We start from the raw sequence: 25,035 nt of genomic DNA, 5'->3' as shown, positions 1-25,035 counted from the left end.
ATGATATTTTGAAAAGTGACCATTCTAATGTCACAAGGAGGTGAACGACATGCCAAACAGCAACAACAACAACTCAAACCAATTGTTAGTTCCGGGAGCACAACAAGCTCTTAACCAAATGAAAGAAGAAATTGCTTCTGAATTTGGAGTACAACTTGGACCAGATGCTTCATCGCGTGCCAACGGATCCGTCGGCGGAGAAATTACAAAGCGATTAGTGCGTCAGGCTCAGTCACAAATGAACGGTTATACGAAGTAAAACGTAAGACATGGGATGCCTCAGAAGCGATAGTGCTTCTTGGGGCATCTTTTTTGGATTGATTTTAAGTTTAAGGGGTGAGTTCAAGTGCTAAATGGAATAGGGTAGGTAAGGCAATGGTTGGTACGATGGGATTGAAGCTCCAGCTGGGGACGCTTTCCGGAGGGCGTGGCTTGAGTCTCCTCGTCCGCTACGCTTCCTGCGGGGTCTCAAGGCTCACGCTGATCCTCCCGGAGTCGCCCCAGCTTCCGCTTCAATCCTACTTTGGAAGTGCGTATATTTAGATCACTCATTGTAAATGGTGTGTGAAATAGAGTTCGGTTTCAAACTTATTTAGGTTCAAGTTCAAATAAACATAATTCTAACTTCACTGAACAACAATAGATCAACCTCAAGCCATGCCCGCAGGAAAGCGTCCCCTACGAAGCACAAATCCCCTCGCGTTTCCCCGATCAGCCTATCCTCTTCTTTCATTTCTTCACCAAGTTAAAAAACCTCATAGTATACATATCCAAACAGTATACTGTGAAAAAGTATATAATGTTTTGAAATTTCGCTATTCTATTTGTATACTTGTAGTAGTACATAATAGGGGGAATGGAAATGAACCGAGAAGAACTACTTGCGCCCGCTCGCTATAATATTGTTTCTGAATTCGAAAAGTATGCAACAGGTGATGGCAGAAAAGCGCTAATTTATGTAGATGAGCAAAATCAAGTACAACAAGTAACGTATGATGAACTCATCCAAGCGGCTAACCGTACAGCGAACGTGCTGACATCGAGTGGCTTGAAAAAAGGTGATGTAGTGCTGGTCATGGTGCCACGCATGATTGAAGCGTATGTGACATACATTGGCGCACTAAAGGCAGGACTTGTTGTGATCCCTAGTTCTGAAATGTTACGTTCCTCCGAAATTGAATATCGAATTGAACACAGTAACGCCAAAGCGATTATTGCATTTGATGCGTTTACCGATCAACTTGAACACGTGGAAAATTTAGATAAAGTGACCGTCTATATTATCGGTGAAGCAAAAGAAGGGGAAATCTCCCTGACTGCACAAGAAAAGAATGCTTCGTCCGAGTTTACCGCTTGTGATACCTCTAGCGATGATATGGCGTTTCTATCGTATACATCTGGTACGACAGGCAAGCCCAAAGGTGTAGTACATACACATGGCTGGGGATATGCACATTTGCGGACGACTGCACCGAACTGGTTAGGTATTGAAGAGCATGATATAGTGTGGGCTACAGCAGCACCAGGATGGCAGAAGTGGATTTGGACACCGTTCTTATCTGTTCTAGGAAGCGGTGCGGTTGGTTTAGTCTATAGTGGTAAATTTAATGTAGAAAAATATTTACAGCTATTGGATGAGTACCAAGTCAATGTTCTTTGTTGTACACCGACTGAATACCGATTTATAGCAAAAGCTGAAAATTTACATACGTTTTCACTAGCCTCTTTGAAAAGTGCTGTCTCAGCGGGAGAGCCGTTAAATCGTAGTATCATTGATATTTTCAAAAAACAGTTTTCGCTTTCTGTTCGTGATGGATACGGACAAACAGAGAACACATTGCTTGTCGGTACGATGATTGGAATGGAAGCGCGTCCGGGATCAATGGGCAAACCTACACCGGGGAATATTGTGGAAATCATTAATGATGAAGGTAAACCGGCGGATGTGGGTGTAGTGGGCGATATTGCTGTTCATAAATCCACGCCTGCACTTTTTCAAGAATATTTGAATGATCCTGAACGTACGAAGATGCAATTTAGAGGGGATTATTATATTACTGGAGACCGTGCGAAAAAAGATGAAGAGGGCTATTTCTGGTTTGAAGGCCGAGGCGATGATATCATTGTGAGCTCGGGGTATACGATTGGACCGTTCGAAGTGGAAGATGCGTTGACCAAGCACCCTGCAGTTCGTGAGTGCGCGGTAGTAGCAAGTCCTGATCCTGAACGCGGAAATGTTGTAAAGGCATTTGTCGTCTTACGTGATAATACATTGGAATCAACTGAAAAACTCGTAAAAGAGTTACAAGATCATGTCAAAGAACTGACGGCACCTTATAAATATCCTCGTAAGATTGAGTTTTTAGAAGAGTTGCCAAAAACATCTTCAGGAAAAATTATGCGTATTGAGTTGCGCAAAAAAGAGCAAAATCAAAAATGATGTAGTCGGTAAGCTATAAAAAGGACTGTCAAGAGTCGTTTTATTCTGACATTTGACAGTCCTTTTTGCTTTACTTCAGAAGAACGTACGTTGGACTTTCTCGAAGAATGAGTTATTTGGAAGTTTTGCGGTACGAATGACTTTCTTGCTTAGTTGTGCTTCTACTTTTTCTACTTGTTTAATACCGAGTGCTTCGTTATCTGTTGCAATAGACGGGAATTCATTGCCTTCTTGCTGGATATTGAGTGTCAGCTGTCGTTCATTGCTTAAAATGAACGACGTGCCGAGTGTGCGGTAGCGATTATTATTAACCGATGCAAGTTCTGTCACTTGGAAAGAAGGGAGTCGCGGATCAATCACTGCGCCTTTAACGGATTTATTATACGCTGTACTACCTGTTGGTGTGGAAATGATTATGCCGTCGCCAAGAAATGTTTCGAACAATAAATCATCGATGTAAATATCCATGACAAATGTGCGGATAATGGTAGAACGTATGCTGAATTCATTCAGGCATAAGAACGGATTCTGCTGATTAATCGACACTTCTAGGAGAGGATAACGGCGCTCTTCTATCGTTGCTTGTCGTAGTGTGTGTACTAGAGAACTACTATCATCGAATTGGAAATCACAATATACGCCGTGTGCTCCTTTTACGGATACTCCGAGATAAAGAACGTCCTGACGGAAATCGGTTTTACGAACGGCTTGTAGGAAGGTGCCGTCACTGCCGATACTGATAACTACATTGGCTTTGGCATGATCTTCTGTTAGGTTGAAGCCTTCTTTTTTAAGGCGTTGAGCAATAACGTGTTTTTTATGGACGGTGTCTTCGTCCAAACGACTGAAGAGAAAAATAGTATGTAGAGAAATCATTTGAATCATCTCCTTTTTCAGTTAATAGAATAAGTGTAGCATGAATGAAACATTTGGACGATTGGGAACGTATAAGTAGATGTGGACAAAGGAGGAAATATAGTATGAATGCAAAAAGATGGATTGCTGTAGCAGTAGCCGCCACATTGATCATTGTGTCGGTTGGTATTAATGCGATGTCATGGGTCTTCACGAGAGACTGGAACAGTTTCGTCAACGAAATCAATTTGATGGAGACTCAAGTACAAGAGACAGTGGTAGAAGAAGGAAGTATCAATGAGCGAATTGCGGTATTGACAGTGGATGGTGTCATACAAGATGTTGGTGAAGCGACCCTCTTTAGTGGAGCGGAATACAATCATCGGCAATTCATGACGCAGTTGAATGAAGTAGCAAGTGATGACACGGTGAAAGGAATTGTCCTTTCTGTTAATTCACCAGGTGGCGGTGTGTTGGAGTCATCGGATATTTATGATGCGATTACAGAAATTCAAGAATCGAAAGAAATTCCGGTCTACGTCGCGATGGGTGGCATGGCGGCTTCAGGAGGCTATTATATTTCAGCTCCTGCAGATAAAATTTATGTTCATCCTGAAACATTGACTGGTTCAATCGGTGTGATCATGCAATCGATTAACTACGGAAAGTTGGCAGAAAAATACGGCGTGGAATTCCCGACGATCAAGTCAGGTCCATATAAAGACATGATGAGTCCGACTCGAGAGATGAAACCTGAAGAACGTGCAATGCTTCAGGAAATGATTGACGATTCGTATAAGCGTTTTGTCGATATTATTGTAGACGGACGCGGTATGTCAGAAGCGGCTGTCCGTAAAGTCGCGGATGGACGTGTCATGAATGGTCGTCAAGCGATCGAAGCGGGACTTGCGGATGATTATGGTAAGCTACCAGCTGTTATTTCTGCTATGAAAGAAGATTATCACTTGGAAAAAGCAGAAGTATTCGAATATGGAATGCCTACTAATTTGAAAGCAATTCTTTCCATGAAAGCCCATAATGTATTTAATGGAGATGTCGAATCACAAATTATGAAAAAATTACTGACTGAAAATACAGCACCACGCATGATGTATTTATACGGTGAATAAGAAGGAGGGAAACGATAATGACGAATGAACTGCTGGATACGCAACCAACCGTGCGACTTGAACAGACGCTCGTGCCAAAATATGCAGGCTTCTGGATCAGACTGTGGGCATTTTTAATCGACATGCTGGTCATTTCCGCAATTAGCGGCATCTTTGTCAAGCCGGTGTTCCGCGTACTTGATATGGCGATCACCAAGCCCTCTGCCTTTTTATTCAGTCCGTATAAAGTGACAGCACTTGTCTTGCTATTGTTGTATTTTATCTTGATGACGAAAATAGCAGGGCAAACCGTTGGGAAAATGATCATGGGAATTCGTGTGGTGAAAACAAATGGAGAGAAATTAAGTTGGAGCTCCGTTATTTTTAGAGAAGGATTCGGTCGTTTCATATCACAAATGCTGTGGATTCTGTATTTGCTTGTCTTGTTCTTACCTCAAAAGAAAGCTCTTCATGACGTCTTTGCCGACACGGTGGTGGTTCATGAACGAACATTCGAAAGAAAAGAAGTGCAGAAAATCATTCATCCTGAACACCATCAGTTGCATGAAGACCCTACGGTTTAGTACACTAGATTAAAAGGAGTGGTTAGTTATGGTACAAGTTACATTCAAAGATAATCCGATTCATCTGTTAGGTTCAGAAGTGAAAGTTGGAGATCAAGCACCGAGCTTCACAGTGCTTGCTAATGATTTGAATCCTGTTACGCTTGACGATTCAAAAGGTAAAGTACGTTTGATCAGTGTAGTGCCTTCTGTTGATACAGGTGTATGTTCCATCCAGACTAAGCGTTTCAACGATGAAGCCACATCACTCGGTGACGATGTCGAAGTCATGACGATTTCTTGTGATCTTCCGTTTGCACAAGGGCGTTTTAAAGAAAACGCGAAAGTGGAAAATTTACACTTATACTCTGATCATCGCGATCTTTCATTTGGTACAGCATTCGGTACAGCGATTGAGGAATTACGATTATTGACGCGTTCGATCTTCGTTGTCGATCGTGATGACAAAGTCACATATGTTGAGTATGTAAGTGAAGCGACTGACCATCCAGACTATGATGCAGCGATTAAAGCAGTAAAAGAATTGAATTAATTTAAAAACCCACCTGAACAAGAGGTGGGTTTCTTCTTGGAGGAATTTCAAATGAACAATATGGAAAAAGTTTTTAACTATTACGACAATCATGCGACCGCTACAGAAGGTTTGTATTTAGATGCTGTGTTGGAAGCGAGTGAAAAATGGCTAGATCAACCGTCAGCAGTCGACTTACAAGATCCCGATAAAGAAGAAATTCGTAAAGGTATTCAGCTAGCCTTATTAAAAGGTTTAAAGGAGTCTACACAAGCGCATCACCAAATGACGCCAGATACGATTGGCTTTTTGATGGGGTATCTAGTTAATAAATTATTGGATTCAGCACAACCCGTCACATTACTCGATCCTGCAGCAGGAACGGGGAATCTTTTGTTCACAGTATTGAATCAATACAAAGGTTCCGCTTCTGCTAGTGCAGTTGAAATCGATGATGTGTTGATTCAAATCGCTGTAGCGTCAGCCAATTTATTGGAGCTACCGGTATCATTTTATCTACAAGACGCGCTTCGTCCGTTACCTATTGATGTAGTCGATGCAGTCGTAAGTGATTTACCAGTAGGTTATTATCCTGACGATGAAGTGGCTATGGATTATGAACTCATGGCACCGGAAGGTCATGCGTTTTCTCATTATTTATATATTGAGCAATCTATGCGTTATGTGAAGCCGGGTGGTTACGGATTATTTATCGTCCCTTCCAAGTTGTTAACTGCTGAAGGAGCAGAACCCATTTTGAAATTTGTCAAAGAACATAAATTATTGAGAGGTTTGCTTGAACTGCCTTCGTCATTATTTGCAGATCAACGCTTTGCTAAAAGTATTTTATTGTTACAACAACCACCGAATGAGAAATTTGTCATGCCGGACGTGTTGTTAGCGAAAATACCTGAACTTGGGAATACAACCGCTATGCAACAGTTCTTCAATAAATTAAGTGCGTGGATGCAAGAAGAGGTAAAGTGACGAATAGTCACTCTACCTTTTTTTATTTTCAGAATATATTCGTAGAAAGATAGCGCGCATCTCATGAATTCAATTGCTTTTGGAATAGGTAGATACTATAATAAATTCAAACGTTCTACGACGTAATTATTTTATAGGGGTGGATATTTGTGCCGAAGATTTTGTCGATCAATGCGGGGAGTTCTTCTTTGAAGTTTCAATTGATTGAAATGACGAACGAAGAAGAAATTACGAAGGGGTTATTCGAACGAATTGGAATGGAAAACTCTATTTTTACAATGGCGACTGACGATAAGAAAATCGAGAAAGTAGTAGATATTACTAATCACTCGTTGGCTGTTGAAATGCTTTTGGAACATTTACTCAGTGAGGGAGTCGTTTCATCTTATGACGAGATTGACGGAATCGGTCACCGTGTAGTTCATGGGGGAGAGCTATATAGTGATTCAGTATTAATTACTGACGATGTAGTTGAGAAACTGGAAGAGATTTCAAGTTTTGCGCCTTTGCATAATCCAGCAAATATCGTAGGCATTAAAGCTTTTGAAAAAGCGTTACCAAATACACCATCTGTGGCAATCTTCGACACAGCATTCCATCAGACAATGCCTGAAAAAGCATTTTTGTATGCGTTGCCATATGAATACTATGAAAAGTACGGAATTCGTAAATATGGTTTCCATGGGACGAGCCATAAATACGTAACGGAGCGTGCTGCAAAGATCTTGAATAGACCTCTTGAAGATACACGTCTCATCTCTTGTCACTTAGGTAACGGCGCGAGTATCGCGGCTGTTAAAGGTGGTAAATCCGTAGACACATCCATGGGCTTTACTCCGTTAGCAGGAGTGATTATGGGTACGCGTTCAGGTAATATTGATCCGGCTCTCATTCCATATATGATGGAACGTACGAACGAGTCAGCTGAAGAAGTGGTGAACACATTAAATAAAAAATCAGGACTACTTGGAATCAGTGGATTTTCAAGTGACTTGCGTGATATTACGGAAGCTGCAGAACAAGGCAACCACCGCGCGCAATTGGCTTTGGATGTCTTCACAGACCGGATCCACCAGCACATCGGTCAATACGCGGCTGGAATGGGTGGAGTGGATGCGATCATCTTCACAGCAGGAATTGGAGAGAACAGTGCAATCGTTCGTGAAAAAGTAATGAACGGATTGGAATTCATGGGTGTCTACTTTGATCCAAGCCTAAACAACATTCGCGGCGAAGAAGCATACATCAGCTTCCCGCACTCACCCGTCAAAGTACTGATCATCCCAACAAACGAAGAAATCATGCTAGCTCGCGACACAGTGCGCATCGCTGGAATTCAAGTACCAGAAGAAGCAGAAAAAGTAGCAGTTGAATAAATAAAACAAAGTCCCGACCGTCAGTAAAATGTACCCTATAAGATAGACACTTTGAAAAAAGTCTATCCTATAGGGTACTTTTGTTTATAATGAATAAAAAGATGTGGGAGCGGATGAATGTGACTGAACGATTGTTTACCTTAAAAGAACAAGCACGCTTGCAATGCAATCCTAACGTACAAGCTGTTAGTGATAAATCCATCACCTATACAGATGAGTTTAAACGTCATTTTATTTCGGAAAATGAAAAAGGAAAACTGCCGCGAGACATTTTTGAAGAGGCTGGATTAGATGCCGATTTAATAGGAGCAGTTCGGATTAAATCTGCAGGAAAGCGTTGGCGTGCCGCCTATAGAAAAAGCGGGGTGGAAGGCTTACAAGACACACGAAAAACCAATTCAGGCCGTCCATCAGAACGCGACTTGACATCCGAAGAAAAGATTGAACGTCTAGAAGCGAAAAACCGCTTATTACAGGCGGAAAATGAACTGTTAAAAAAGCTCGATCTACTCGAAAGGCAGATGATGAAAAAGAAATCACAATCCAAACGACGCTAAAATATGAACTAATTAATTTCACCATCCAAAAGTATAAATTAGCACGTTTGGTGAGCTACTTATGCGAACTTATGGAGGTATCGCGTTCGGGCTACTATAGGCACTTTGGAGAGAAATCTAAACAGAAACGTGCCGCTCGCGAACAGGCAGACGAAGTTGTAAAGGAAATCATTTTAAAGGCCTATCATTTTCGAGGACGAAAAAAAGGAGCACGCCAAATTAAAATGACACTCGAAAATCAGTACGGCATTACATATAACCTAAAACGCATTCGCCGGATTATGAAAAAATTCGATATCATCTGTCCCATCCGCAAAGCCAACCCAGCACGTCGTATGGCAAAGGCGACGAAAGAGCACCGCACATGTGAAAACACGTTACAACGTGAGTTTAAGCAAGGGGTGGCTGGAAAGGTATTATTGACCGACATCACCTATTTGACATATGGAAATGGCAAACGTGCTTACTTGTCAACGATTAAAGACGCCCAAACGAATGAAATTTTAGCCTATGAAGTTTCTTCTTCGTTAGGTTTGGAGATCGCAATGAATACGCTTCGCAAACTAAAGAAACATCGTCATTTAATGACAGATGCCTTTATACATTCAGATCAAGGATTTCATTATACAAACCCAAAGTATCAGGCAGCAGTGAAGAAAATGGGGTTAGGACAATCGATGTCACGCAGAGGGAACTGTTGGGATAATGCTCCACAGGAATCATTTTTCGGTCACTTCAAGGATGAAACCAATATAAAAGATTGTGAGACAATGGAAGAAGTTAGGCGGGAAATCAAGAGTTATATGACGTACTATAACCATTATCGCGGGCAGTGGAACTTGAAAAAGCTGCCGCCTGCAGAATACAGACGACAGCTTCAACAAGCAGCTTAGGCTTTTTTATAATTGTCCTTTACAAAGGGTACATTTTACAGAACCTGACAGTCGGGACTTTTATTAGATCGTATTAGCGTATTTTCACTGCAATCACTAAGACGCTTGCGAATGTCTCTATGCTAAGCTAACTTTGAAGGAGCGTTCATTTGGTTGGAGTGGGAATCTATACACGTTACTATTATACGAGACGTAAACTAGTTGATCGACATTCCAGGCGGCGACTCCCGATGGATCAGCGTGAGCCTTGAGACCCTGGACGAAGCGAAGCGTAGGAAGCGGCTCAAGCCACGCCCATGGGAAAGCGTCCGCCTGGAATGTCGGTCAACGGTGCCCGCCCCTCATACTATTTCACTAGCAACATACGCGAGAACAAAAAAACTGCCACAAGAAATCGAATGAACGACTTCTTGGACAGCCTTTAGTTGCATTAGCCTTGTAGGTGTTCAGGAGTACGTACAACAAGTACATCACACTTCGCAGAACGAACGATATTCTCAGAAACACTTCCGATTAAGAAACGTTCTACACGGTTTAACCCTGTAGCACCACAGATGATTAAATCTGCATGAAGCTTTTTCGCGATATCACGTGGAATCAACGTCTTAGGAGAACCATATTCTACGTGAATCTCCACATTCGCTACACCTGCTTCAACCGCTTCTTTACGGTAATCAGTTAACAATTCTTCAGCGTATTTCTGTGCACGTTCTGCGATGGAACGATCGTACGCTTCAACCGCCGCGTAAGAACGCGTATCAATGATATTGATCAAGTGAAGAGTTGCATCGTTACGATCTGCAATTGCGATCGCTTTCTTGAAAGCCCATTTTGCCTCATCTGAACCATCCACGGCTACGATGATGTCTTTGTAAGTAAGTGCCATTTTATCACTCCATCCTTAAAAATAAAATCTTTCTACAGTATTCTTATTCTCCATAGTTTATGAGAGTCCTTCTTTTTTTGTCGAAATATTTTATCAAAATTTAGAAAATGAAGTTTATATGGAAAACGTTGAAAAAAAGAGGTAAAATCATCTATTTTCTGATAAGATTAAATAGTTATTAATCGACAAAGAGATCAGAAAATAGGAAATTTAAAGAAATTACAATTCTAGGAGGATTTTGCATGCGTATAGGTGTTCCGAAAGAGATTAAAAATAATGAAAACCGAGTGGCAATAGCCCCTGCAAGTGTTCTAACTTTACTAACAGCTGGTCATGAAGTAGTAATCGAAAAAGGTGCTGGAATCGGCTCAAGTTTCCAAGATGAAGAGTATAAAGAAGCAGGCGCGACAATTGTCGACACAGCGGCTGAAGCGTGGGAAGCGGATATGGTACTGAAAGTTAAAGAACCCGCAGAATCCGAATATCAGTATTTCCGTGAAGGATTAATTCTATTTACGTATCTTCATTTAGCACCCGAGTTAAAACTAACACAAGCATTACTCGACAAAAAAGTAACAGCAATAGCTTATGAAACAGTTCAATTACCTAGTGGTGGGTTGCCTCTACTAGCACCAATGAGTGAAGTGGCAGGCCGGATGGCAACGCAAATCGGTGCACAGTATTTGGAAAAGACAAAAGGCGGCAAAGGGATTTTGCTTGCTGGAGTACCAGGTGTATCGCGTGGGAAAATCACGATCATTGGTGGCGGACAAGCAGGTACGAATGCTGCGCGTGTTGCAATCGGGATTGGTGCGCATGTAACGATCTTGGATTTGTCGGTTGAGCGTGTACGTCAGCTAGATGAAATCTTCGGAGAGCATATTCAAACATTGGTATCCAATCCATTTAACATTGCTAAAGCAGTAAAAGACGCAGACTTGGTAATCGGTTGTGTTCTGATTCCAGGTGCAAAAGCGCCAACTCTCGTAACAGAAGAAATGGTGAAATCCATGAGCCCAGGCTCTGTAGTGATTGATATCGCCATTGATCAAGGTGGAATTTTTGAAACATCTGACCGTGTCACTACGCACGATGAGCCAACATACACAAAACATGGTGTCATTCATTATGCAGTAGCGAACATGCCAGGTGCAGTTCCACAAACATCTACCATGGCACTGACAAACGTCACGATCCCTTATGCTCTTCAAATAGCTAACAAAGGTGTCAAAAAGGCATGTGCAGACAACGAAGCGCTGCGCAAAGGGATCAACACACTAGCTGGGCACATTACGTACCAGGCAGTAGCAGAAGCACAAGAACTGGAATACGTGAATGTTGAAGATGCACTAGAAACTATTTAAACGATTGAAAAAAGGCCACTACATAATGTAGCAACCTAATACTGAAGACAACTCCCTGAATGGGAATCTGTCTTCAGTTTTTTCTTTTCCCTTTTTACTCCCCGACAACTAGCAAATCCTTAGGGAACTTCGTTAACACTTCGACGCCATCGTTTGTCACATACAAATCATCCTCAATCCGTACGCCTGTGATGGTTGGATCATAAATCCCCGGTTCAATTGTAAATACCATGCCTTCCTGAAGTGGCATATCATTCGTACCCGTTAAAGAAGGGAACTCATGAACAGAAATACCAAGACCATGGCCAATCCGATGCGGGAATAACTCACCATAACCCGCTTCTTCAATAATGGATCGAGCGGCAAGATCGACTTCTCTAGCCAATGTACCCGGACGTACTACGTCAATCGCTGCTTGCTGTGCTTTCTTGACCGTCTCATAAATCTTACGCTTCTCCTCTGTAGGCTCGCCAAATGCAATCGTACGCGTGATGTCAGAGCAGTATCCTTTATACACAACGCCTAAGTCAAATAAGATGAAATCACCTTTTTCAATTCTTTTCTCGCCTGGAATACCATGCGGAGAAGCAGTTTTCGTGCCCGAAACGATAATTGTATCAAATGACATCTTCTCTGCACCTTTTTGTTTCACGGCTTGCTCTACAGCTTGGACTATTTCCAGCTCGGTTTTACCTTCCGCGATTTCATTGCAACCTACTTCTATCGCATAATCTGCCAATTCAGCTGCTTTACGTAAGTGTTGAAGTTCCACATCATCTTTGATTAGACGATTATTGGCTAGTTCATCATCTAACTTGGCAAACTGTAGAGTTGGAAAACGCTCTTGCAAAATTTCGTAACGATCAACCGTTACATGTTCTTTTTCGATTGCGAGTAACGAGAATGTGGAGATTCGTTCATTGATGGCTTGCTCTAAAAATTCGAACGCATTATCCGTATCCTTATAGCCGATAGCGTCATACTGCCAACCGATTGCTTTTACATCCGGAACTTCCATCGCAGGACAAAGTACAAATGGATCCGCTTCTTTAAAAACGACTACACCTAGTAAGCGTTCATGAGGATCGCTACGGAAATCAGTCAGATAAAATATATTATCCGGGTTCGTTATGAGTGCTGCTTCAATATCATGTTTCTCTAAGAAATTTTGTACTTTTTGAATGTTCGTCAAAATAAAACCTCCTCTGTAATGGTTAGTATAACAAAAAAGAGGGTTTTAAGCTGTTTTGTAGAAGGTATAGATAGAGTAGTTCATTAGAAAGAGGAGTGTGATCGTTGTGAAAATCTCATACCATGGTCATTCGATCGTAAAAATTGAGACAAAAGGAAAGACGATTTTAATCGATCCTTTCATTACAGGTAATAAATTAACGGATCTACAAGCGGATGATGAAAAGCCTGACGTGATTTTATTGACACACGGACATAATGACCATGTAGGCGACACGCTGGATATTGCCAAAAGAGAAGATATCTTAGTCGTGGCCCCGAATGAGTTGGCCGTATACCTTGGATTCCAAGGATTGAATACGCATGGAATGAACATCGGCGGAGCAAAAGAGTTTGATTTCGGCACTGTGAAATATACACAGGCATTCCATAGCTCTTCCTATACAACGGAAGACAATGAAATTATTTATACAGGTATGCCCGCTGGTTTACTATTGACGATAGAAGATCAAGTCATCTATCATGCAGGAGATACTTCACTGTTTAGTGATATGAAACTGTATGGGGAAGAAGGAATTGATGTGGCATTCTTACCTATTGGCAATAACTTCACAATGGGTCCTAAAGATGCTGCAAAAGCAGTCGAATTGCTAAAACCGAAGCTAACCGTTCCGGTCCACTTCAATACATTCCCGCCAATTGAAGTAGATCCTGAAGATTTCAAATCACTCGTAAAGAATCATGAAGTGAAAATAATGGAACCCGGGGAATTCATCGAACTGTAAAACATAAAAAATAATTACGGTCTAAGGCGCATTGTTCGTGTCTTAGACCGTTTTTTGGATGAATTTATGGTATGATTATCAAAAAGCCGAAACCTTACATCAGGTCGAAGAAAAAGGTGAAATCATGTCAACTAAACACGAGCAGATTTTGCGTTATATCGAAAGCTTGGCAGTGGGAGAAAAGATCTCCGTTCGCCAAGTTGCGAAAGTATTAGAAGTCAGTGATGGAACCGCTTACCGTGCAATAAAAGAAGCGGAAAACCAGAAACTGGTCAATACAATTGAACGTGTAGGTACAATCCGAATTGAAAAAAAGAAAAAAGAAAACATTGAACGTCTAACATTTGCAGAAGTCATCAACATCGTAGACGGTGTTGTGCTGGGTGGCCGTGATGGATTACATAAAACATTAACGAAATTTGTAGTAGGAGCCATGCAGCTCGAGGATATGATTCGCTATATCGATGCGGGCAGTCTGTTGATTGTAGGAAACCGTTTGAAAGCGCATGAAATTGCGATTAAAGCGGGGGCAGCTGTCCTCGTAACGGGGGGCTTCGATGCGACGGATGAAGTGAAGCAACTGGCAGATGAAATGAATTTGCCGGTTATTTCCACAAGTTATGATACGTTCACAGTTGCGACTATGCTGAACCGAGCGATTTATGATCAGTTGATTGAAAAAGAGATTTTGTTAGTGGAGGATATTTTGACACCGCTTGCCAGTACGGTGACATTATCGCCTGAGGATTCAGTCGATCAATTTTACGAAGTGAATCACCAAACATCGCACTCAGCCTACCCTGTTGTAAAATCCGATGGAACATTAGTCGGGATTATTACTTCGCGCGATGTCGTCAGCAACCCAGACGAAGAAACGATTGGGAAAGTGATGACACCTGAACCGATTACTGTAAACGGGAAAATGAGTGTTGCGTCAGCAGGACACAGTATGATTTGGGAAGGTATTGATTTAATGCCTGTCGTGAATGATGCTGGCGTTCTTGAAGGAATCATCAGTCGTCAAGATGTCTTGAAGGCATTGCAAATGACACAACGTCAACCGCAACAAGGGGAAACAATTGACGACATCGTCAAGAATCAAATGAAAGCCATTGCCAATTCGCCTGAAAAAATAGAGTTTTCCGTTGTGCCGCAGATGACCAATCAATTTGGTTCATTATCTTACGGAGCGATGCTGACGATCTTGACAGAAGCAGGCAGTCGTACGATTAAGCTTCAAAAACGTGGCGAAAGCGTGCCTGAGAATGTGACAATTTATTTCATCAAACAAGTTCAGCTGGGCGCAACGGTAACAGTAGAGCCAAAAATTATTCATTCAAGTCGACGATTCATCAAACTGGAAATCGAATTAACATCAAACGATGGTATTGTAGCGAAGGCTATGGGGACTTTCCAGCTCTTTGAGAAATAAAAAAACTGATGTCAATTGACATCAGCTTTGTTTAGATTACGTTCTTCCGCAACAAACTGCTTATAATGTTTCTGGGCGTTAAAGTTAAATATGGCAACATATCCGCCGAATAAAATGAATATAGCTGACACGATATAGGTTAGTGTGCCATCAAAAATGAGCAATTGATTGATTCCGAAGAAGATCAATAGGCCGCCAAGTGCTGTGCCTGCCAAACTTGCATACATCTTTTTACGGATGGGAAACATATGGTTCGTGCGGAATTGGCGTGTTTTGAAAACGAAATAGAATACGCCGCAAGCGACGATACCAAAAACAAAAATAAAATTAACCATTTCCATCAAAAAAAGCCTCCATTACATACAAAATAACCTTCTACCTACGTGTTGAGGTTCATTATATATTGTAGCGGCTTTTAATGGGAAATGCGAATACTTGTACAGAAACCTGGGGGAATATAGATGAAACGACAAATCATTGACACAATTGAGAAATACGAAAAAATTATCATTCATCGTCACGTCCGACCTGATCCAGATGCATACGGGTCACAAATGGGGTTGAAAGCACTTATTGAAAAGAATTATCCGCAAAAGCAAGTACTCGCAGCCGGTATGCATGATGAGCTGTTGAGTTATTTAGGTGAACCGAATACCGTGACAGAATCAGACTACGAAGGTGCGCTTGTCATCGTTACGGATACGGCGAACACGGGTCGGATTGATGGATCATCTTATGACAAAGGTGCATGGTTATTGAAAATCGATCATCACCCGAACGAAGACCCATACGGCGATGAGCGTTGGGTGAATTCAGAAGCAAGTTCTTGTTCAGAAATGATTTATACACTATATGAAGAAGGGCAAGCATCATACGGGTGGGAAATCTCCCCGGAAGCGGCACGCTTTTTATTCGCAGGAATTGTTGGGGATACAGGCCGTTTTATGTTCCCGAGCACAACTGAAAAGACTTTTGAAGTAGCTAGCTCGTTAATCAAGCAACCTTTTGATCGAACGAAACTGTTCGCGGGCATGTATGAGATGGACCGTAAAATCTTGCATTTGCAAGGATATATCTACCAAAACTTTACGATTGATGAAAATGGCGCGGCTTATATTAAATTAACTCAAGAAATCTTGAAGCAGTTCGATGTAACTGTATCGGAGACGTCTCAGCTAGTTGGGTCACTTGGAGAAGTGAAAGGAATTTGCGCGTGGATCATCTTTATTGAAGAGCAGAATCAAATCCGTGTCCGCATACGTTCGAAAGGTCCTGTTATCAATACATTAGCGATGCAGCACAATGGTGGCGGTCATCCATTAGCGTCAGGCGCTTCCGCATATTCATGGACAGAAGTAGACGAAATCATCGTTAAACTGCAAGAACTTTGCAGAAACTATTAAGCAGAGCTGAGGGATTGAAATGAACCTGATGTATCCGCAAATTATAACCGGCGCAGATCTATTGCGTGGAATCGTAAAGTTAGATGAACTGGCTCCTCTTTTGCAAAAAAGAGGGGCTTCTTCTGCTGCTATCGTCAATAGCAAATTATACGGTGTTCGATCGTTTAGTAAAATGTTAACTAAATACGGCATCCGACCGATAATTGGCTTATCCGTTATGTTAGAAGTCGAAGATCATGAAGTGCTTGTATACATATATGCACAAAACGAAATAGGTTTTTCCAATCTAATGAAAATGAGCAGCGCTATTTCGACACGTCAAGAAGAAAACTTACCGCTGAATTGGCTCCAAGCCTATAGGGAAGGATGCATCATCATCTGTGCGATGACCGACTCATCATGGGCGAACGCGCGTAATCTACACGTACTGCAGAACCTGACGGAGAACGTTTCTAGCGCGTCAACATTTATTGGAATTAGCCGACCGGGTGGAGGAGCACATACTGATGAAGAAGCGATCATTCAGTTGAGTGAAGAAAGTCAGTTGTCAATAGCTGCTTGTCACGAAACACGCTTTCTCCATAAAGAAGATTTTCCAGCTTATGAAGTCGCAACAGCCATTCGTAAAGGCTATAAATTAAATGATTCAAAAAAACCGCCTAATCGTTATCGACAAGCATTTTTGCCTGAACAACAAGAACTTTCTAATTGGTTCCAAGAGTATCCAGAATGGTTACAGACAACGGAACACATTATGAATTCCTGTGATGTAGCGATCCAGAAAGAAGATTTTTTACTTCCAAAGTTTCCTGTGGTAGAAGGCACACTACCCATTGATTTGCTGGAAGAACATTGTCGGTTAGGATTGCAACAACGTTTTCAGACACTATCTTCAGAATATGAAGAACGACTGCGCTATGAATTAATGATTATCGAACAAATGGGCTTTACAGATTATTTCCTAATTGTAGAAGACTATGTACGTTACGCAAAAACGGAAGGAATTTTGGTAGGTCCGGGACGTGGATCGTCAGCTGGCTCTTTAGTTGCATTTGCACTTGGTATCACAGAAGTAGATCCTATTAAATACGGATTGTTATTCGAACGCTTCTTGAATCCGGAACGAGTGACCATGCCCGATATAGATATCGATTTCGCAGATCATCGCAGAACGGAAGTCGTAAATTATGTGGCGGATACGTACGGCAAACAATATGTCGCACAGATTATCACTTTCGGTACACTTTCAACGAAAGCCGTTGCACGAAATGTGGCCAGAGTATTGGATTTTACACCTGAAGAAGTTCGTTTCATGTCCAATGAATTGAATAGTGGACAATCGTTTAAAGAGACGATCAGGCAGTCCAAGAAATTACGTGACTGGATTCAAGTGGAGCCACGAAGAGAAATGTGGCAACAAGCAGCAGAACGTTTAGAAGATTTACCGAGAAATGCATCCACTCATGCTGCTGGTGTTGTTCTTGCCGCGAAACCACTTGTTCATTACGTTCCACTGCAAATGGGATCTGACGAAGTGTTCCTGACGCAATGGGCGATGAAGGACGTAGAAGAAGTCGGTTTACTGAAAATGGACTTCCTTGGGTTGCGGAACTTAACTCTACTCGATAGAATCCGTGCCATGATTCAATATAATAAAAAGCAGATTATTGACTTCGAACAGATACCACTCCATGATCAAGCGACATATACACTATTCAAAGCAGGGGACACAACAGGCATCTTCCAGTTTGAATCACCTGGCATGCGTCGCGCCTTGCGAACGATACAGCCAGATAACTTTAAAGATATTTACTCAGTCAATGCCTTGTATCGTCCGGGTCCTATGGAGTTTATACCACTTTATAGCCGTCGGAAAAATGGACACGAACCGACTGTATATGACATACCTGAGCTCGAACCGATTCTTGCTGAAACATACGGCATTATTATTTATCAAGAACAAATCATGAAAATCGCTGTGGATATTGCAGGTTTCACCATGGCGGAAGCCGATCTTCTGAGACGCGCAATCAGTAAGAAGAATCAGCAAGTATTGGAAGAAGAAAGACAGCACTTTACTGCGGGAGCGCGTAAAAAAGGATTTGATCAAGTGAAGGCAAACAATGTCTATAATTTGATCGTTAAATTCGCGGATTACGGATTTCCCAAAAGCCATGCGGTGGCTTATTCATTGATTTCCTATCGGTTGGCATTTTTCAAAGCAAATGAACCGACGTATTTTTATGCAGCATTTTTATCTTCTTTAACTGGAAGTAAAGATAAAATGACAGAAGTAATTCGTGAAATGAAAGCAAAAGGTATTCCGATACTACCTCCGTCTGTCACGAAAAGCCGCTATTCACATACAGTCGAAGGACATGCGGTTCGTCTTGGCTTAGGCGCTATAAAAGGAGTCACGTTCGCTTTTTACCAGCAATTAGCTACAGCGCGTGAAAAGGGGAGCTGGTCTTCCATGTTTGACATGGCGATCTCGCTTGGAGCTGATCATTTCACAGAAAAAGCTATAATTCCATTAATTAAAGCAGGTGCACTTGACGATTTTAAGCAGAAGCGTTCAGTGCTCCTCGCTTCAATAGATGCTGCACATTCCCATGCGCTCTTCATAGGAGATGATGCATTAAGCGATCAGTTTCAATTTAATTCGCAACCGAAATATACACCGGGCGGCACAATGGATCAGATGACTAAGCTCGGTTTTGAACATGATACATTAGGATTTTATTTGTCTGAGCATCCTGTTGAACAATTGAAGCGAAATACATCCAGTCAAATAGCGACCATTTCTTCTCTAATTTCTTTACAGCAAGGAACCAAAGTGCAGTGTATGGGAATTATTTTGTCGATCAGGCGGATTCGTACCAAGAAAGGTGAAGCGATGGCATTTCTTACGTTACAAGACGAGACTGATGAAATTTCTTGTACTATATTTCCGAAACAATACACACAGATTAGCGTCCACTTAAAAGAGGGAGCATTTGTACAAATTTCAGGAAGCATTGATTTCCGAAATCAATCCGTTCAACTTATAGTAGAACAAGTATTGCCGCTCAATCTTTCGGGAGAATAAAAAAACGTTTAGAAAATACTAGTACAGTCCACTATGGTCAATCATGACGCAATCCACGTCACGATTGACCATACTTCGACTTTTTAGTAAGCGAGCGTTCAGTCGGTAAGAAAAATGACGAAATAAAAACACTTGTAATTTCACGAAATTGCTTTACGTGGTGCCGACTTTTTTGTATGCTTGTATGCAGGGTGGTCAGACCACTCTGTTGAAGGTATGAAAAAGGAGTTCTCCTCATGCAAAATTCACAATCATCATCCAAGCGTTTTTTGGATATTATCGGAGAACTGCAATCACTGATTAGCGAACAAAAAATCGAATATGGCGATAGGTTACCATCTGAACGTCACCTAGCAGAGAAGCTACAAGTAAGTAGAACAGCAGTACGCGAGGCGTTAAGAAGTATGGAATTGCTAGGCCTCATTGAGACGAGGCGAGGTGAAGGGACGTTCCTATCCGATTTCAAAAAACATCAATTAGTGGAAGTTCTCTCGACGTTTATTATGCAGCAAGCACGGTCCATCCAAGATGTAGTTGAAACTAGGATGATCCATGAGCGGGCCGCTATTACAACGGTCACAGAAAATGAAGAACTGCGCATGCTGCCTGTTTGGGTAGGTATGCAAAGTAAGTTGAGAGAAGGAGAATCCGTGTTTTTGCGTGAAGATATGGTGCGCGAAACCATTGTCGCTACTGAAAATCGACTCTCCTTGAAAATTTGGTTTTTACTGAAACAGTATAGCGGTGTTTCTTTTGATATAGCTATTGAGGCTGATGAGGAAATAGCTATAGTGCATGAACTGCTGGATGAAATGATGGCAGGTAATAAGGAAAAAGCCTTAATTTGTTATGAAAAATGGATGAATCAAGTTGAGGGAGAAAGAAGGGAAATAGAATGAGTATCAAAGAATTATTCAAAAAGAAACCAAAAGTTGACCAACATACAATGCCTTCTGCCAAGAGTAAAGCAGATGTGCCAGAAGGAATTATGACGAAATGTCCGGAGTGCAAGCACGTGATTTTGACAAAAGACTTGTTGAAGAATGGTAAAGTTTGCCCTTCTTGCCAGCATCATTATAAGATGACGGCACAAGAACGGATCGATCACTTATTTGATGAGGGTAGCTTTGAATCAATGGACGATCATTTGAAAACAGAGAATCCGCTAGATTTCCCTTCTTACACAGAAAAAGTAGAAGCCGATGCAAAAGCAACAGGTTTAAATGAAGCTGTGCTAACGGGTGTCGGAAAAATTCAAGGTACACAAGTAGCTGTTGCGGTCATGGATGCACATTTCCGTATGGGATCAATGGGATCGGTTGTTGGCGAAAAAATCACTAGAGCTGTAGAGAAAGCTACTGAATTAGGGATTCCAATGATGATCTTTTCCGCAAGTGGCGGCGCCCGTATGCAAGAAGGCGTAATCAGTTTGATGCAGATGGCTAAAGTAAGTGTTGCGCTTGAAAGACATGCAAATAAAGGTTTATTGTATATTTCCATCATGACGTACCCAACAACAGGTGGCGTATCTGCGAGTTTTGCCTCAGTTGGTGATATTAACTTAGCCGAGCCAAAAGCTTTGATCGGATTTGCAGGGCGTCGGGTAATTGAACAAACCGTACGTGAAAAACTGCCTGAAGATTTCCAGACAGCCGAGTTCTTATTGAGTCACGGACAATTAGACGCAGTAGTCCATCGTAATGATATGCCAGAAGAAATGAGTAAAATCTTGAAGCTTCACGCACGAAAGGGGGCTGTACTTGTATGAGTAAGACACTTGCATTTGAAGAACCTATCGTAAAACTACGTGAAAAAATTAATGAACTAGAAGAGTATACTGCAGTTAATGACGTAGATCTTTCCTCTGAAATCGTCAATTTGAAAAATCGTCTAGCTAAATTGGAAACAGATATCTATGAAAGTATGGAGCCTTGGGATCGCGTACAAGTTGCCCGACACCCTGAAAGACCGACGACAATGGATTATATTACTCGTTTGTTCGAAGATTTTATCGAATTTCATGGAGATCGCAACTTTGGAGATGATGAAGCCATAATCGGTGGAATCGCTTCATTTGAAGAAATGCCTATAACCATCATTGGACATCAGCGTGGAAAAGACACTAAAGAAAATGTTAAAAGAAACTTTGGTATGCCACATCCTGAAGGATATCGAAAAGCGCTTCGCCTAATGAAGCAAGCAGAAAAATTCCATCGTCCTATTATTTGTTTCATCGATACAAAAGGTGCATATCCTGGTAAAGCGGCAGAAGAACGTGGACAGAGTGAAGCAATTGCACGTAATTTAGTTGAAATGGCTGGTTTGAAAGTCCCTGTAATCTCCATCGTTATTGGAGAGGGAGGTAGTGGAGGTGCGCTCGCTCTAGGTGTAGCAAACCATATCCATATGCTCGAAAACTCCACGTACTCTGTTATTTCACCTGAAGGTGCAGCGTCTATTTTGTGGAAAGATCCTTCACTTGCTAAACAAGCGGCGGAAGCGATGAAAATCACTGCACCCGATTTGAAAGAGATGAATATTATTGATGAGATCATTCCCGAAGTACTTGGCGGAGCACATCGTGATGCAAACAAACAGTCTTTAGAAATCCGTTCTACGCTACGAAGATCATTGAAGACATTATGCGAATTGACAGCAGATGAATTGATAGATAATCGATACAATAAATTCCGGAATATTGGCGTCTTTTCGGAATAAAAGATGCGGGCAACCGCATCTTTTGCTCGTACATACAAGTCATGATTAAAGGATGGGATCGACATGAAAAAAATTGCGGTCTTAACGAGTGGTGGCGACGCGCCAGGAATGAATGCGGCAATTCGTTCCGTGGTCAGGAAAGCCCTTTTTGAAGGAGTAGAAGTTTCCGGTGTGTTCAATGGCTATCAAGGGTTGATTGACGGTAAAATCGAACAATTTCAACTGGGTTCAGTCGGAGATATCATTCAGCGTGGCGGAACGATATTGCGATCTGCAAGATGTCCGGAGTTCATGACGGAAGAAGGTCGTGCCAAAGCGTTGGAGCAAATCAAGCTTCACGCGATAGAAGGATTAGTTGTCATTGGTGGAGATGGGTCATTCAAGGGAGCCAATGAACTCGTTAAATTGGGTGTTCCTTGCGCGTGTGTACCTGCTACAATTGATAACGATATTACCGGTACAGAATTCACGATCGGGTTTGATACGGCATTGAATACTGTAGTCGAAGCAATCGATAAAATCCGAGACACTGCCACATCGCATGAACGTTCTTTTATTATTGAAGTAATGGGCCGTGACGCAGGTGATTTAGCATTATGGGCAGGTCTTGGTGGAGGGGCAGAATCGATTATCCTACCTGAGAAGCCATTTGACGTACACTCGATTGTTAATCGCCTCAAGAACAGTACAGATCGCGGTAAAAAACACAGTATTATCGTACTAGCTGAAGGTATGATGTCCGCTACGCAACTGGCAGAAATCTTGAAAAAAGAAGCGGGCGTCGAAACTCGTGTATCCATTTTAGGACATATACAACGTGGTGGCTCGCCATCGGCACGTGATCGAGTAATAGCCAGTCAATACGGCGCAAGAGCTGTTGAAATATTATTGTCAGGAAAGAAAAGTTCTGCTGTTGGTATGAGAAATCATAAAGTGGTAGACTATAATTTAGAAGAAGTCTTTATTAAACGAGAAAAGTTGGACTTGTCATTAGTGGATTTGGCAGAAACATTATCTATCTAATTAGTCAGAGTCGACATGACGCAGAGGAGCGATAAGTAGTGAGAAAGACAAAAATTGTGTGTACAATCGGCCCGGCAAGTGAATCATATGATGGACTTTTAAAGCTGATTGACGCAGGGATGAACGTAGCACGCCTGAACTTCTCCCATGGCACCCAAGAAGAGCATAAAGTACGTATCGAAAGAATCCGCAAAGCGGCAGCTGAAAAAGAAAAAGTAGTAGGAATTTTACTTGATACTAAAGGTCCTGAAATTCGGACGCATAAAATGAAAGATGGTCAAATCGAATTGGTACGTGGACAAGCAGTAGACATTTCGATGCAAGAAGTACTCGGTACTGCTGAAACATTTTCTGTTACGTACGAAAAGTTAATTCATGATGTCGACCGTGGTTCGTTTGTCCTTTTAGATGATGGGTTAATTGAACTTGAAGTAACAGGCAAAGATACGGAAAAAGGTTTGATCCACACAAAAGTGATCAACGCCGGTCCTTTAAAAGATAATAAAGGCGTCAACGTTCCGAATGTTTCCGTTCAATTACCGGGAATTACGGATAAAGACAAAGAAGATATCTTGTTCGGTATTGAACAAGGCGTCGATTTTATCGCGGCTTCGTTTGTACGTCGTGCATCTGACGTCATTCAAATCCGTGAACTACTTGAAAATAATAATGGTGGACATATCCATATCGTACCGAAGATTGAAAACCAGGAAGGTGTCGACAACCTCGATGCAATCCTGCAATTATCTGATGGTCTGATGGTTGCTCGTGGAGATCTAGGAGTAGAAATTCCAGCTGAAGAAGTTCCTTTAGTACAAAAAATGATGATTCGTAAATGCAACCAATATGGTAAGCCGGTTATTACAGCCACTCAAATGTTGGATTCTATGCAAAGAAACCCACGTCCTACACGTGCGGAGGCAAGCGATGTAGCCAATGCTATTTTAGACGGGTCGGATGCTATCATGCTTTCGGGTGAAACGGCGGCTGGATTATATCCGGTCGAATCTGTAAAAGTAATGTGCAAAATTGCTTTATCTACTGAAGAATCTATGGACTTCCATTCTGTCGTTTCCACAAGAACGAGAGAAAAAGAAGGGAATCTGACAGAGGCAATTGGACAAGCAGCGGCTTATACAGCACTAAACTTGAATGTAAAAGCGATTTTAGCACCAACTGAAAGTGGTCATACCGCGACGATGATCGCGAAATACCGTCCAGGTGTTCCCATTATTGCGGTTACACGTTCTGAAGTTATTTCCAATAAACTAACACTAGTTTGGGGAGTGTATCCAATCATTGGAAAGAAAGCGCTCGACATTGACGGGATCCTTCAGGAATCAGTCGAAGAGAGTGTGAAAAACCAATATGTAACGCATGGGGATGTAGTCATAATCACAGCGGGGGTTCCGGTTGGTGAAGCGGGTACAACGAACTTGATGAAATTACATGTGATCGGTGATTTAATCGGTCGAGGACAAGGCATCGGCAAAAACGTTGCTTTCGGTAAAGCGAAAATCATCAAGAATTCACAAGAAGCATTGACACAAATTAAAGAAGGCGACATCATGGTTACACATTCTACAGACCGTGATATGTTTGCGGCGCTCGAACGATGCGCAGGTATCATTACAGAAACGGGCGGTTTGACTAGTCATGCCGCGGTAGTTGGTTTGAGTCTTGGTATACCTGTTATCGTAGGTGTGGAAAATATTACATCTGTTATTAAAAATGGCAGTGACATCACAATGGACGCAGCGAGTGGCGTCATCTACAACGGTCACGCAAAAGTATTGTAAAAATATACAGACCGCTTCTCGTTAAGAGAAAGCG

At 41.8% G+C, this 25,035-nt stretch carries 22 protein-coding genes; 18 read left to right on the top strand and 4 right to left on the bottom strand.

Annotation, left to right across the window (positions count from 1 at the left end):
• Positions 1–49 precede the first annotated feature (49 nt).
• Positions 50–259 (top strand): alpha/beta-type small acid-soluble spore protein, encoded by a 210-nt coding sequence (locus SporoP8_RS03390; protein WP_085131229.1) that lies wholly within the window; start codon positions 50–52, stop codon positions 257–259.
• A 603-nt stretch (positions 260–862) separates the two neighbouring features.
• The gene (mbcS, locus tag SporoP8_RS03385) at positions 863–2,440 is read left to right on the top strand and encodes an acyl-CoA synthetase MbcS (protein ID WP_085131228.1); all 1,578 of its coding nucleotides are present in this window, start codon (positions 863–865) and stop codon (positions 2,438–2,440) included.
• 75 nt (positions 2,441–2,515) lie between these two features.
• Here mbcS and SporoP8_RS03380 read toward each other — a convergent pair whose 3' ends face one another.
• The gene (locus SporoP8_RS03380; protein WP_085131227.1) at positions 2,516–3,316 is read right to left on the bottom strand and encodes an NAD kinase; all 801 of its coding nucleotides are present in this window, start codon (positions 3,314–3,316) and stop codon (positions 2,516–2,518) included.
• 104 nt (positions 3,317–3,420) lie between these two features.
• On the opposite strand from SporoP8_RS03380, the gene sppA reads away from it, so the two are divergent.
• The 6 genes from sppA (at position 3,421) to SporoP8_RS03350 (ending at position 9,312) form a co-directional block, all read left to right on the top strand.
• On the top strand, positions 3,421–4,425 hold the full coding sequence (sppA, locus tag SporoP8_RS03375; RefSeq protein WP_085131226.1) for a signal peptide peptidase SppA: 1,005 nt from the start codon (positions 3,421–3,423) through the stop codon (positions 4,423–4,425).
• Positions 4,426–4,442: 17 nt separating this feature from the next.
• Positions 4,443–4,988: an RDD family protein gene (locus tag SporoP8_RS03370; protein WP_232319195.1), complete on the top strand. Its 546-nt coding sequence runs from the start codon at positions 4,443–4,445 to the stop codon at positions 4,986–4,988.
• Positions 4,989–5,016: 28 nt separating this feature from the next.
• The gene (gene tpx, locus SporoP8_RS03365) at positions 5,017–5,520 is read left to right on the top strand and encodes a thiol peroxidase (protein ID WP_085131224.1); all 504 of its coding nucleotides are present in this window, start codon (positions 5,017–5,019) and stop codon (positions 5,518–5,520) included.
• Positions 5,521–5,571: 51 nt separating this feature from the next.
• On the top strand, positions 5,572–6,486 hold the full coding sequence (locus tag SporoP8_RS03360; RefSeq protein ID WP_085131223.1) for a class I SAM-dependent methyltransferase: 915 nt from the start codon (positions 5,572–5,574) through the stop codon (positions 6,484–6,486).
• 149 nt (positions 6,487–6,635) lie between these two features.
• Positions 6,636–7,862, top strand: coding sequence for an acetate kinase (locus SporoP8_RS03355; RefSeq protein ID WP_085131222.1), 1,227 nt, complete (start codon positions 6,636–6,638; stop codon positions 7,860–7,862).
• Positions 7,863–7,981: 119 nt separating this feature from the next.
• Positions 7,982–9,312, top strand: a protein-coding gene (locus SporoP8_RS03350; RefSeq protein ID WP_232319244.1) for an IS3 family transposase whose coding sequence is annotated in 2 segments (ribosomal slippage) — positions 7,982–8,363 and positions 8,363–9,312 — 1,332 coding nt in all. Because the reading frame shifts where the segments join, the coding sequence is not laid out codon by codon here.
• Positions 9,313–9,742: 430 nt separating this feature from the next.
• Here SporoP8_RS03350 and SporoP8_RS03345 read toward each other — a convergent pair.
• Positions 9,743–10,198: a universal stress protein gene (locus SporoP8_RS03345; protein WP_085131221.1), complete on the bottom strand. Its 456-nt coding sequence runs from the start codon at positions 10,196–10,198 to the stop codon at positions 9,743–9,745.
• A 242-nt stretch (positions 10,199–10,440) separates the two neighbouring features.
• Here SporoP8_RS03345 and ald point away from each other — a divergent pair, with 242 nt between their 5' ends.
• The gene (ald, locus tag SporoP8_RS03340) at positions 10,441–11,562 is read left to right on the top strand and encodes an alanine dehydrogenase (protein WP_085131220.1); all 1,122 of its coding nucleotides are present in this window, start codon (positions 10,441–10,443) and stop codon (positions 11,560–11,562) included.
• A 94-nt stretch (positions 11,563–11,656) separates the two neighbouring features.
• On the opposite strand, the gene SporoP8_RS03335 is transcribed toward ald, so the two are convergent.
• Positions 11,657–12,754: a M24 family metallopeptidase gene (locus SporoP8_RS03335; RefSeq protein ID WP_085131219.1), complete on the bottom strand. Its 1,098-nt coding sequence runs from the start codon at positions 12,752–12,754 to the stop codon at positions 11,657–11,659.
• A 106-nt stretch (positions 12,755–12,860) separates the two neighbouring features.
• Between SporoP8_RS03335 and SporoP8_RS03330 the strand changes: the two genes are divergently transcribed.
• The gene (locus SporoP8_RS03330) at positions 12,861–13,538 is read left to right on the top strand and encodes a metal-dependent hydrolase (RefSeq protein WP_085131218.1); all 678 of its coding nucleotides are present in this window, start codon (positions 12,861–12,863) and stop codon (positions 13,536–13,538) included.
• A gap of 124 nt (positions 13,539–13,662) precedes the next feature.
• Positions 13,663–14,970: a DRTGG domain-containing protein gene (locus tag SporoP8_RS03325; protein ID WP_085133541.1), complete on the top strand. Its 1,308-nt coding sequence runs from the start codon at positions 13,663–13,665 to the stop codon at positions 14,968–14,970.
• An 11-nt stretch (positions 14,971–14,981) separates the two neighbouring features.
• On the opposite strand, the gene SporoP8_RS03320 is transcribed toward SporoP8_RS03325, so the two are convergent.
• Positions 14,982–15,311, bottom strand: coding sequence for a YtpI family protein (locus SporoP8_RS03320; RefSeq protein WP_085131217.1), 330 nt, complete (start codon positions 15,309–15,311; stop codon positions 14,982–14,984).
• Positions 15,312–15,431: 120 nt separating this feature from the next.
• Between SporoP8_RS03320 and SporoP8_RS03315 the strand changes: the two genes are divergently transcribed.
• The 7 genes from SporoP8_RS03315 (at position 15,432) to pyk (ending at position 25,001) form a co-directional block, all read left to right on the top strand.
• A complete protein-coding gene (locus SporoP8_RS03315; protein ID WP_085131216.1) occupies positions 15,432–16,373 on the top strand; it encodes a DHH family phosphoesterase in 942 nt (313 codons plus the stop codon).
• A gap of 19 nt (positions 16,374–16,392) precedes the next feature.
• Positions 16,393–19,461, top strand: a complete 3,069-nt coding sequence (locus SporoP8_RS03310) for a DNA polymerase III subunit alpha (RefSeq protein WP_085131215.1) — start codon at positions 16,393–16,395, stop codon at positions 19,459–19,461.
• 236 nt (positions 19,462–19,697) lie between these two features.
• Positions 19,698–20,360, top strand: coding sequence for a FadR/GntR family transcriptional regulator (locus SporoP8_RS03305; RefSeq protein WP_085131214.1), 663 nt, complete (start codon positions 19,698–19,700; stop codon positions 20,358–20,360).
• Entirely contained in the window at positions 20,357–21,229 is an 873-nt protein-coding gene (accD, locus tag SporoP8_RS03300; RefSeq protein ID WP_085131213.1) for an acetyl-CoA carboxylase, carboxyltransferase subunit beta, read from the top strand. Before SporoP8_RS03305 ends, accD begins: the two co-directional genes overlap by 4 nt.
• Positions 21,226–22,179 (top strand): acetyl-CoA carboxylase carboxyl transferase subunit alpha, encoded by a 954-nt coding sequence (gene accA / locus SporoP8_RS03295; RefSeq protein ID WP_085131212.1) that lies wholly within the window; start codon positions 21,226–21,228, stop codon positions 22,177–22,179. Before accD ends, accA begins: the two co-directional genes overlap by 4 nt.
• 63 nt (positions 22,180–22,242) lie before the next feature.
• Positions 22,243–23,202, top strand: a complete 960-nt coding sequence (gene pfkA, locus SporoP8_RS03290) for a 6-phosphofructokinase (protein WP_085131211.1) — start codon at positions 22,243–22,245, stop codon at positions 23,200–23,202.
• 38 nt (positions 23,203–23,240) lie between these two features.
• Positions 23,241–25,001 (top strand): pyruvate kinase, encoded by a 1,761-nt coding sequence (gene pyk / locus SporoP8_RS03285; RefSeq protein WP_085131210.1) that lies wholly within the window; start codon positions 23,241–23,243, stop codon positions 24,999–25,001.
• Positions 25,002–25,035: the final 34 nt, after the last annotated feature.

This window comes from Sporosarcina ureae (assembly GCF_002101375.1).
Lineage (GTDB): Bacteria > Bacillota > Bacilli > Bacillales_A > Planococcaceae > Sporosarcina > Sporosarcina ureae_B.
The sequence above is the reverse complement of the archived record's forward strand: the minus strand, read 5'-3'. Positions and strand labels throughout refer to the sequence as shown.

What these genes read in the sequence shown, in the direction of transcription:
- SporoP8_RS03390 (WP_085131229.1), top strand. Translation starts at nt 50, where the DNA reads ATGCCAAACAGCAACAACAACAACTCAAACCAATTGTTAGTTCCGGGA.
- mbcS (WP_085131228.1), top strand. Translation starts at nt 863, where the DNA reads ATGAACCGAGAAGAACTACTTGCGCCCGCTCGCTATAATATTGTTTCT.
- SporoP8_RS03380 (WP_085131227.1), bottom strand. Translation starts at nt 3,316, where the DNA reads ATGATTTCTCTACATACTATTTTTCTCTTCAGTCGTTTGGACGAAGAC.
- sppA (WP_085131226.1), top strand. Translation starts at nt 3,421, where the DNA reads ATGAATGCAAAAAGATGGATTGCTGTAGCAGTAGCCGCCACATTGATC.
- SporoP8_RS03370 (WP_232319195.1), top strand. Translation starts at nt 4,443, where the DNA reads ATGACGAATGAACTGCTGGATACGCAACCAACCGTGCGACTTGAACAG.
- tpx (WP_085131224.1), top strand. Translation starts at nt 5,017, where the DNA reads ATGGTACAAGTTACATTCAAAGATAATCCGATTCATCTGTTAGGTTCA.
- SporoP8_RS03360 (WP_085131223.1), top strand. Translation starts at nt 5,572, where the DNA reads ATGAACAATATGGAAAAAGTTTTTAACTATTACGACAATCATGCGACC.
- SporoP8_RS03345 (WP_085131221.1), bottom strand. Translation starts at nt 10,198, where the DNA reads ATGGCACTTACTTACAAAGACATCATCGTAGCCGTGGATGGTTCAGAT.
- ald (WP_085131220.1), top strand. Translation starts at nt 10,441, where the DNA reads ATGCGTATAGGTGTTCCGAAAGAGATTAAAAATAATGAAAACCGAGTG.
- SporoP8_RS03325 (WP_085133541.1), top strand. Translation starts at nt 13,663, where the DNA reads ATGTCAACTAAACACGAGCAGATTTTGCGTTATATCGAAAGCTTGGCA.
- SporoP8_RS03320 (WP_085131217.1), bottom strand. Translation starts at nt 15,311, where the DNA reads ATGGAAATGGTTAATTTTATTTTTGTTTTTGGTATCGTCGCTTGCGGC.
- SporoP8_RS03315 (WP_085131216.1), top strand. Translation starts at nt 15,432, where the DNA reads ATGAAACGACAAATCATTGACACAATTGAGAAATACGAAAAAATTATC.
- SporoP8_RS03310 (WP_085131215.1), top strand. Translation starts at nt 16,393, where the DNA reads ATGAACCTGATGTATCCGCAAATTATAACCGGCGCAGATCTATTGCGT.
- SporoP8_RS03305 (WP_085131214.1), top strand. Translation starts at nt 19,698, where the DNA reads ATGCAAAATTCACAATCATCATCCAAGCGTTTTTTGGATATTATCGGA.
- accD (WP_085131213.1), top strand. Translation starts at nt 20,357, where the DNA reads ATGAGTATCAAAGAATTATTCAAAAAGAAACCAAAAGTTGACCAACAT.
- accA (WP_085131212.1), top strand. Translation starts at nt 21,226, where the DNA reads ATGAGTAAGACACTTGCATTTGAAGAACCTATCGTAAAACTACGTGAA.
- pfkA (WP_085131211.1), top strand. Translation starts at nt 22,243, where the DNA reads ATGAAAAAAATTGCGGTCTTAACGAGTGGTGGCGACGCGCCAGGAATG.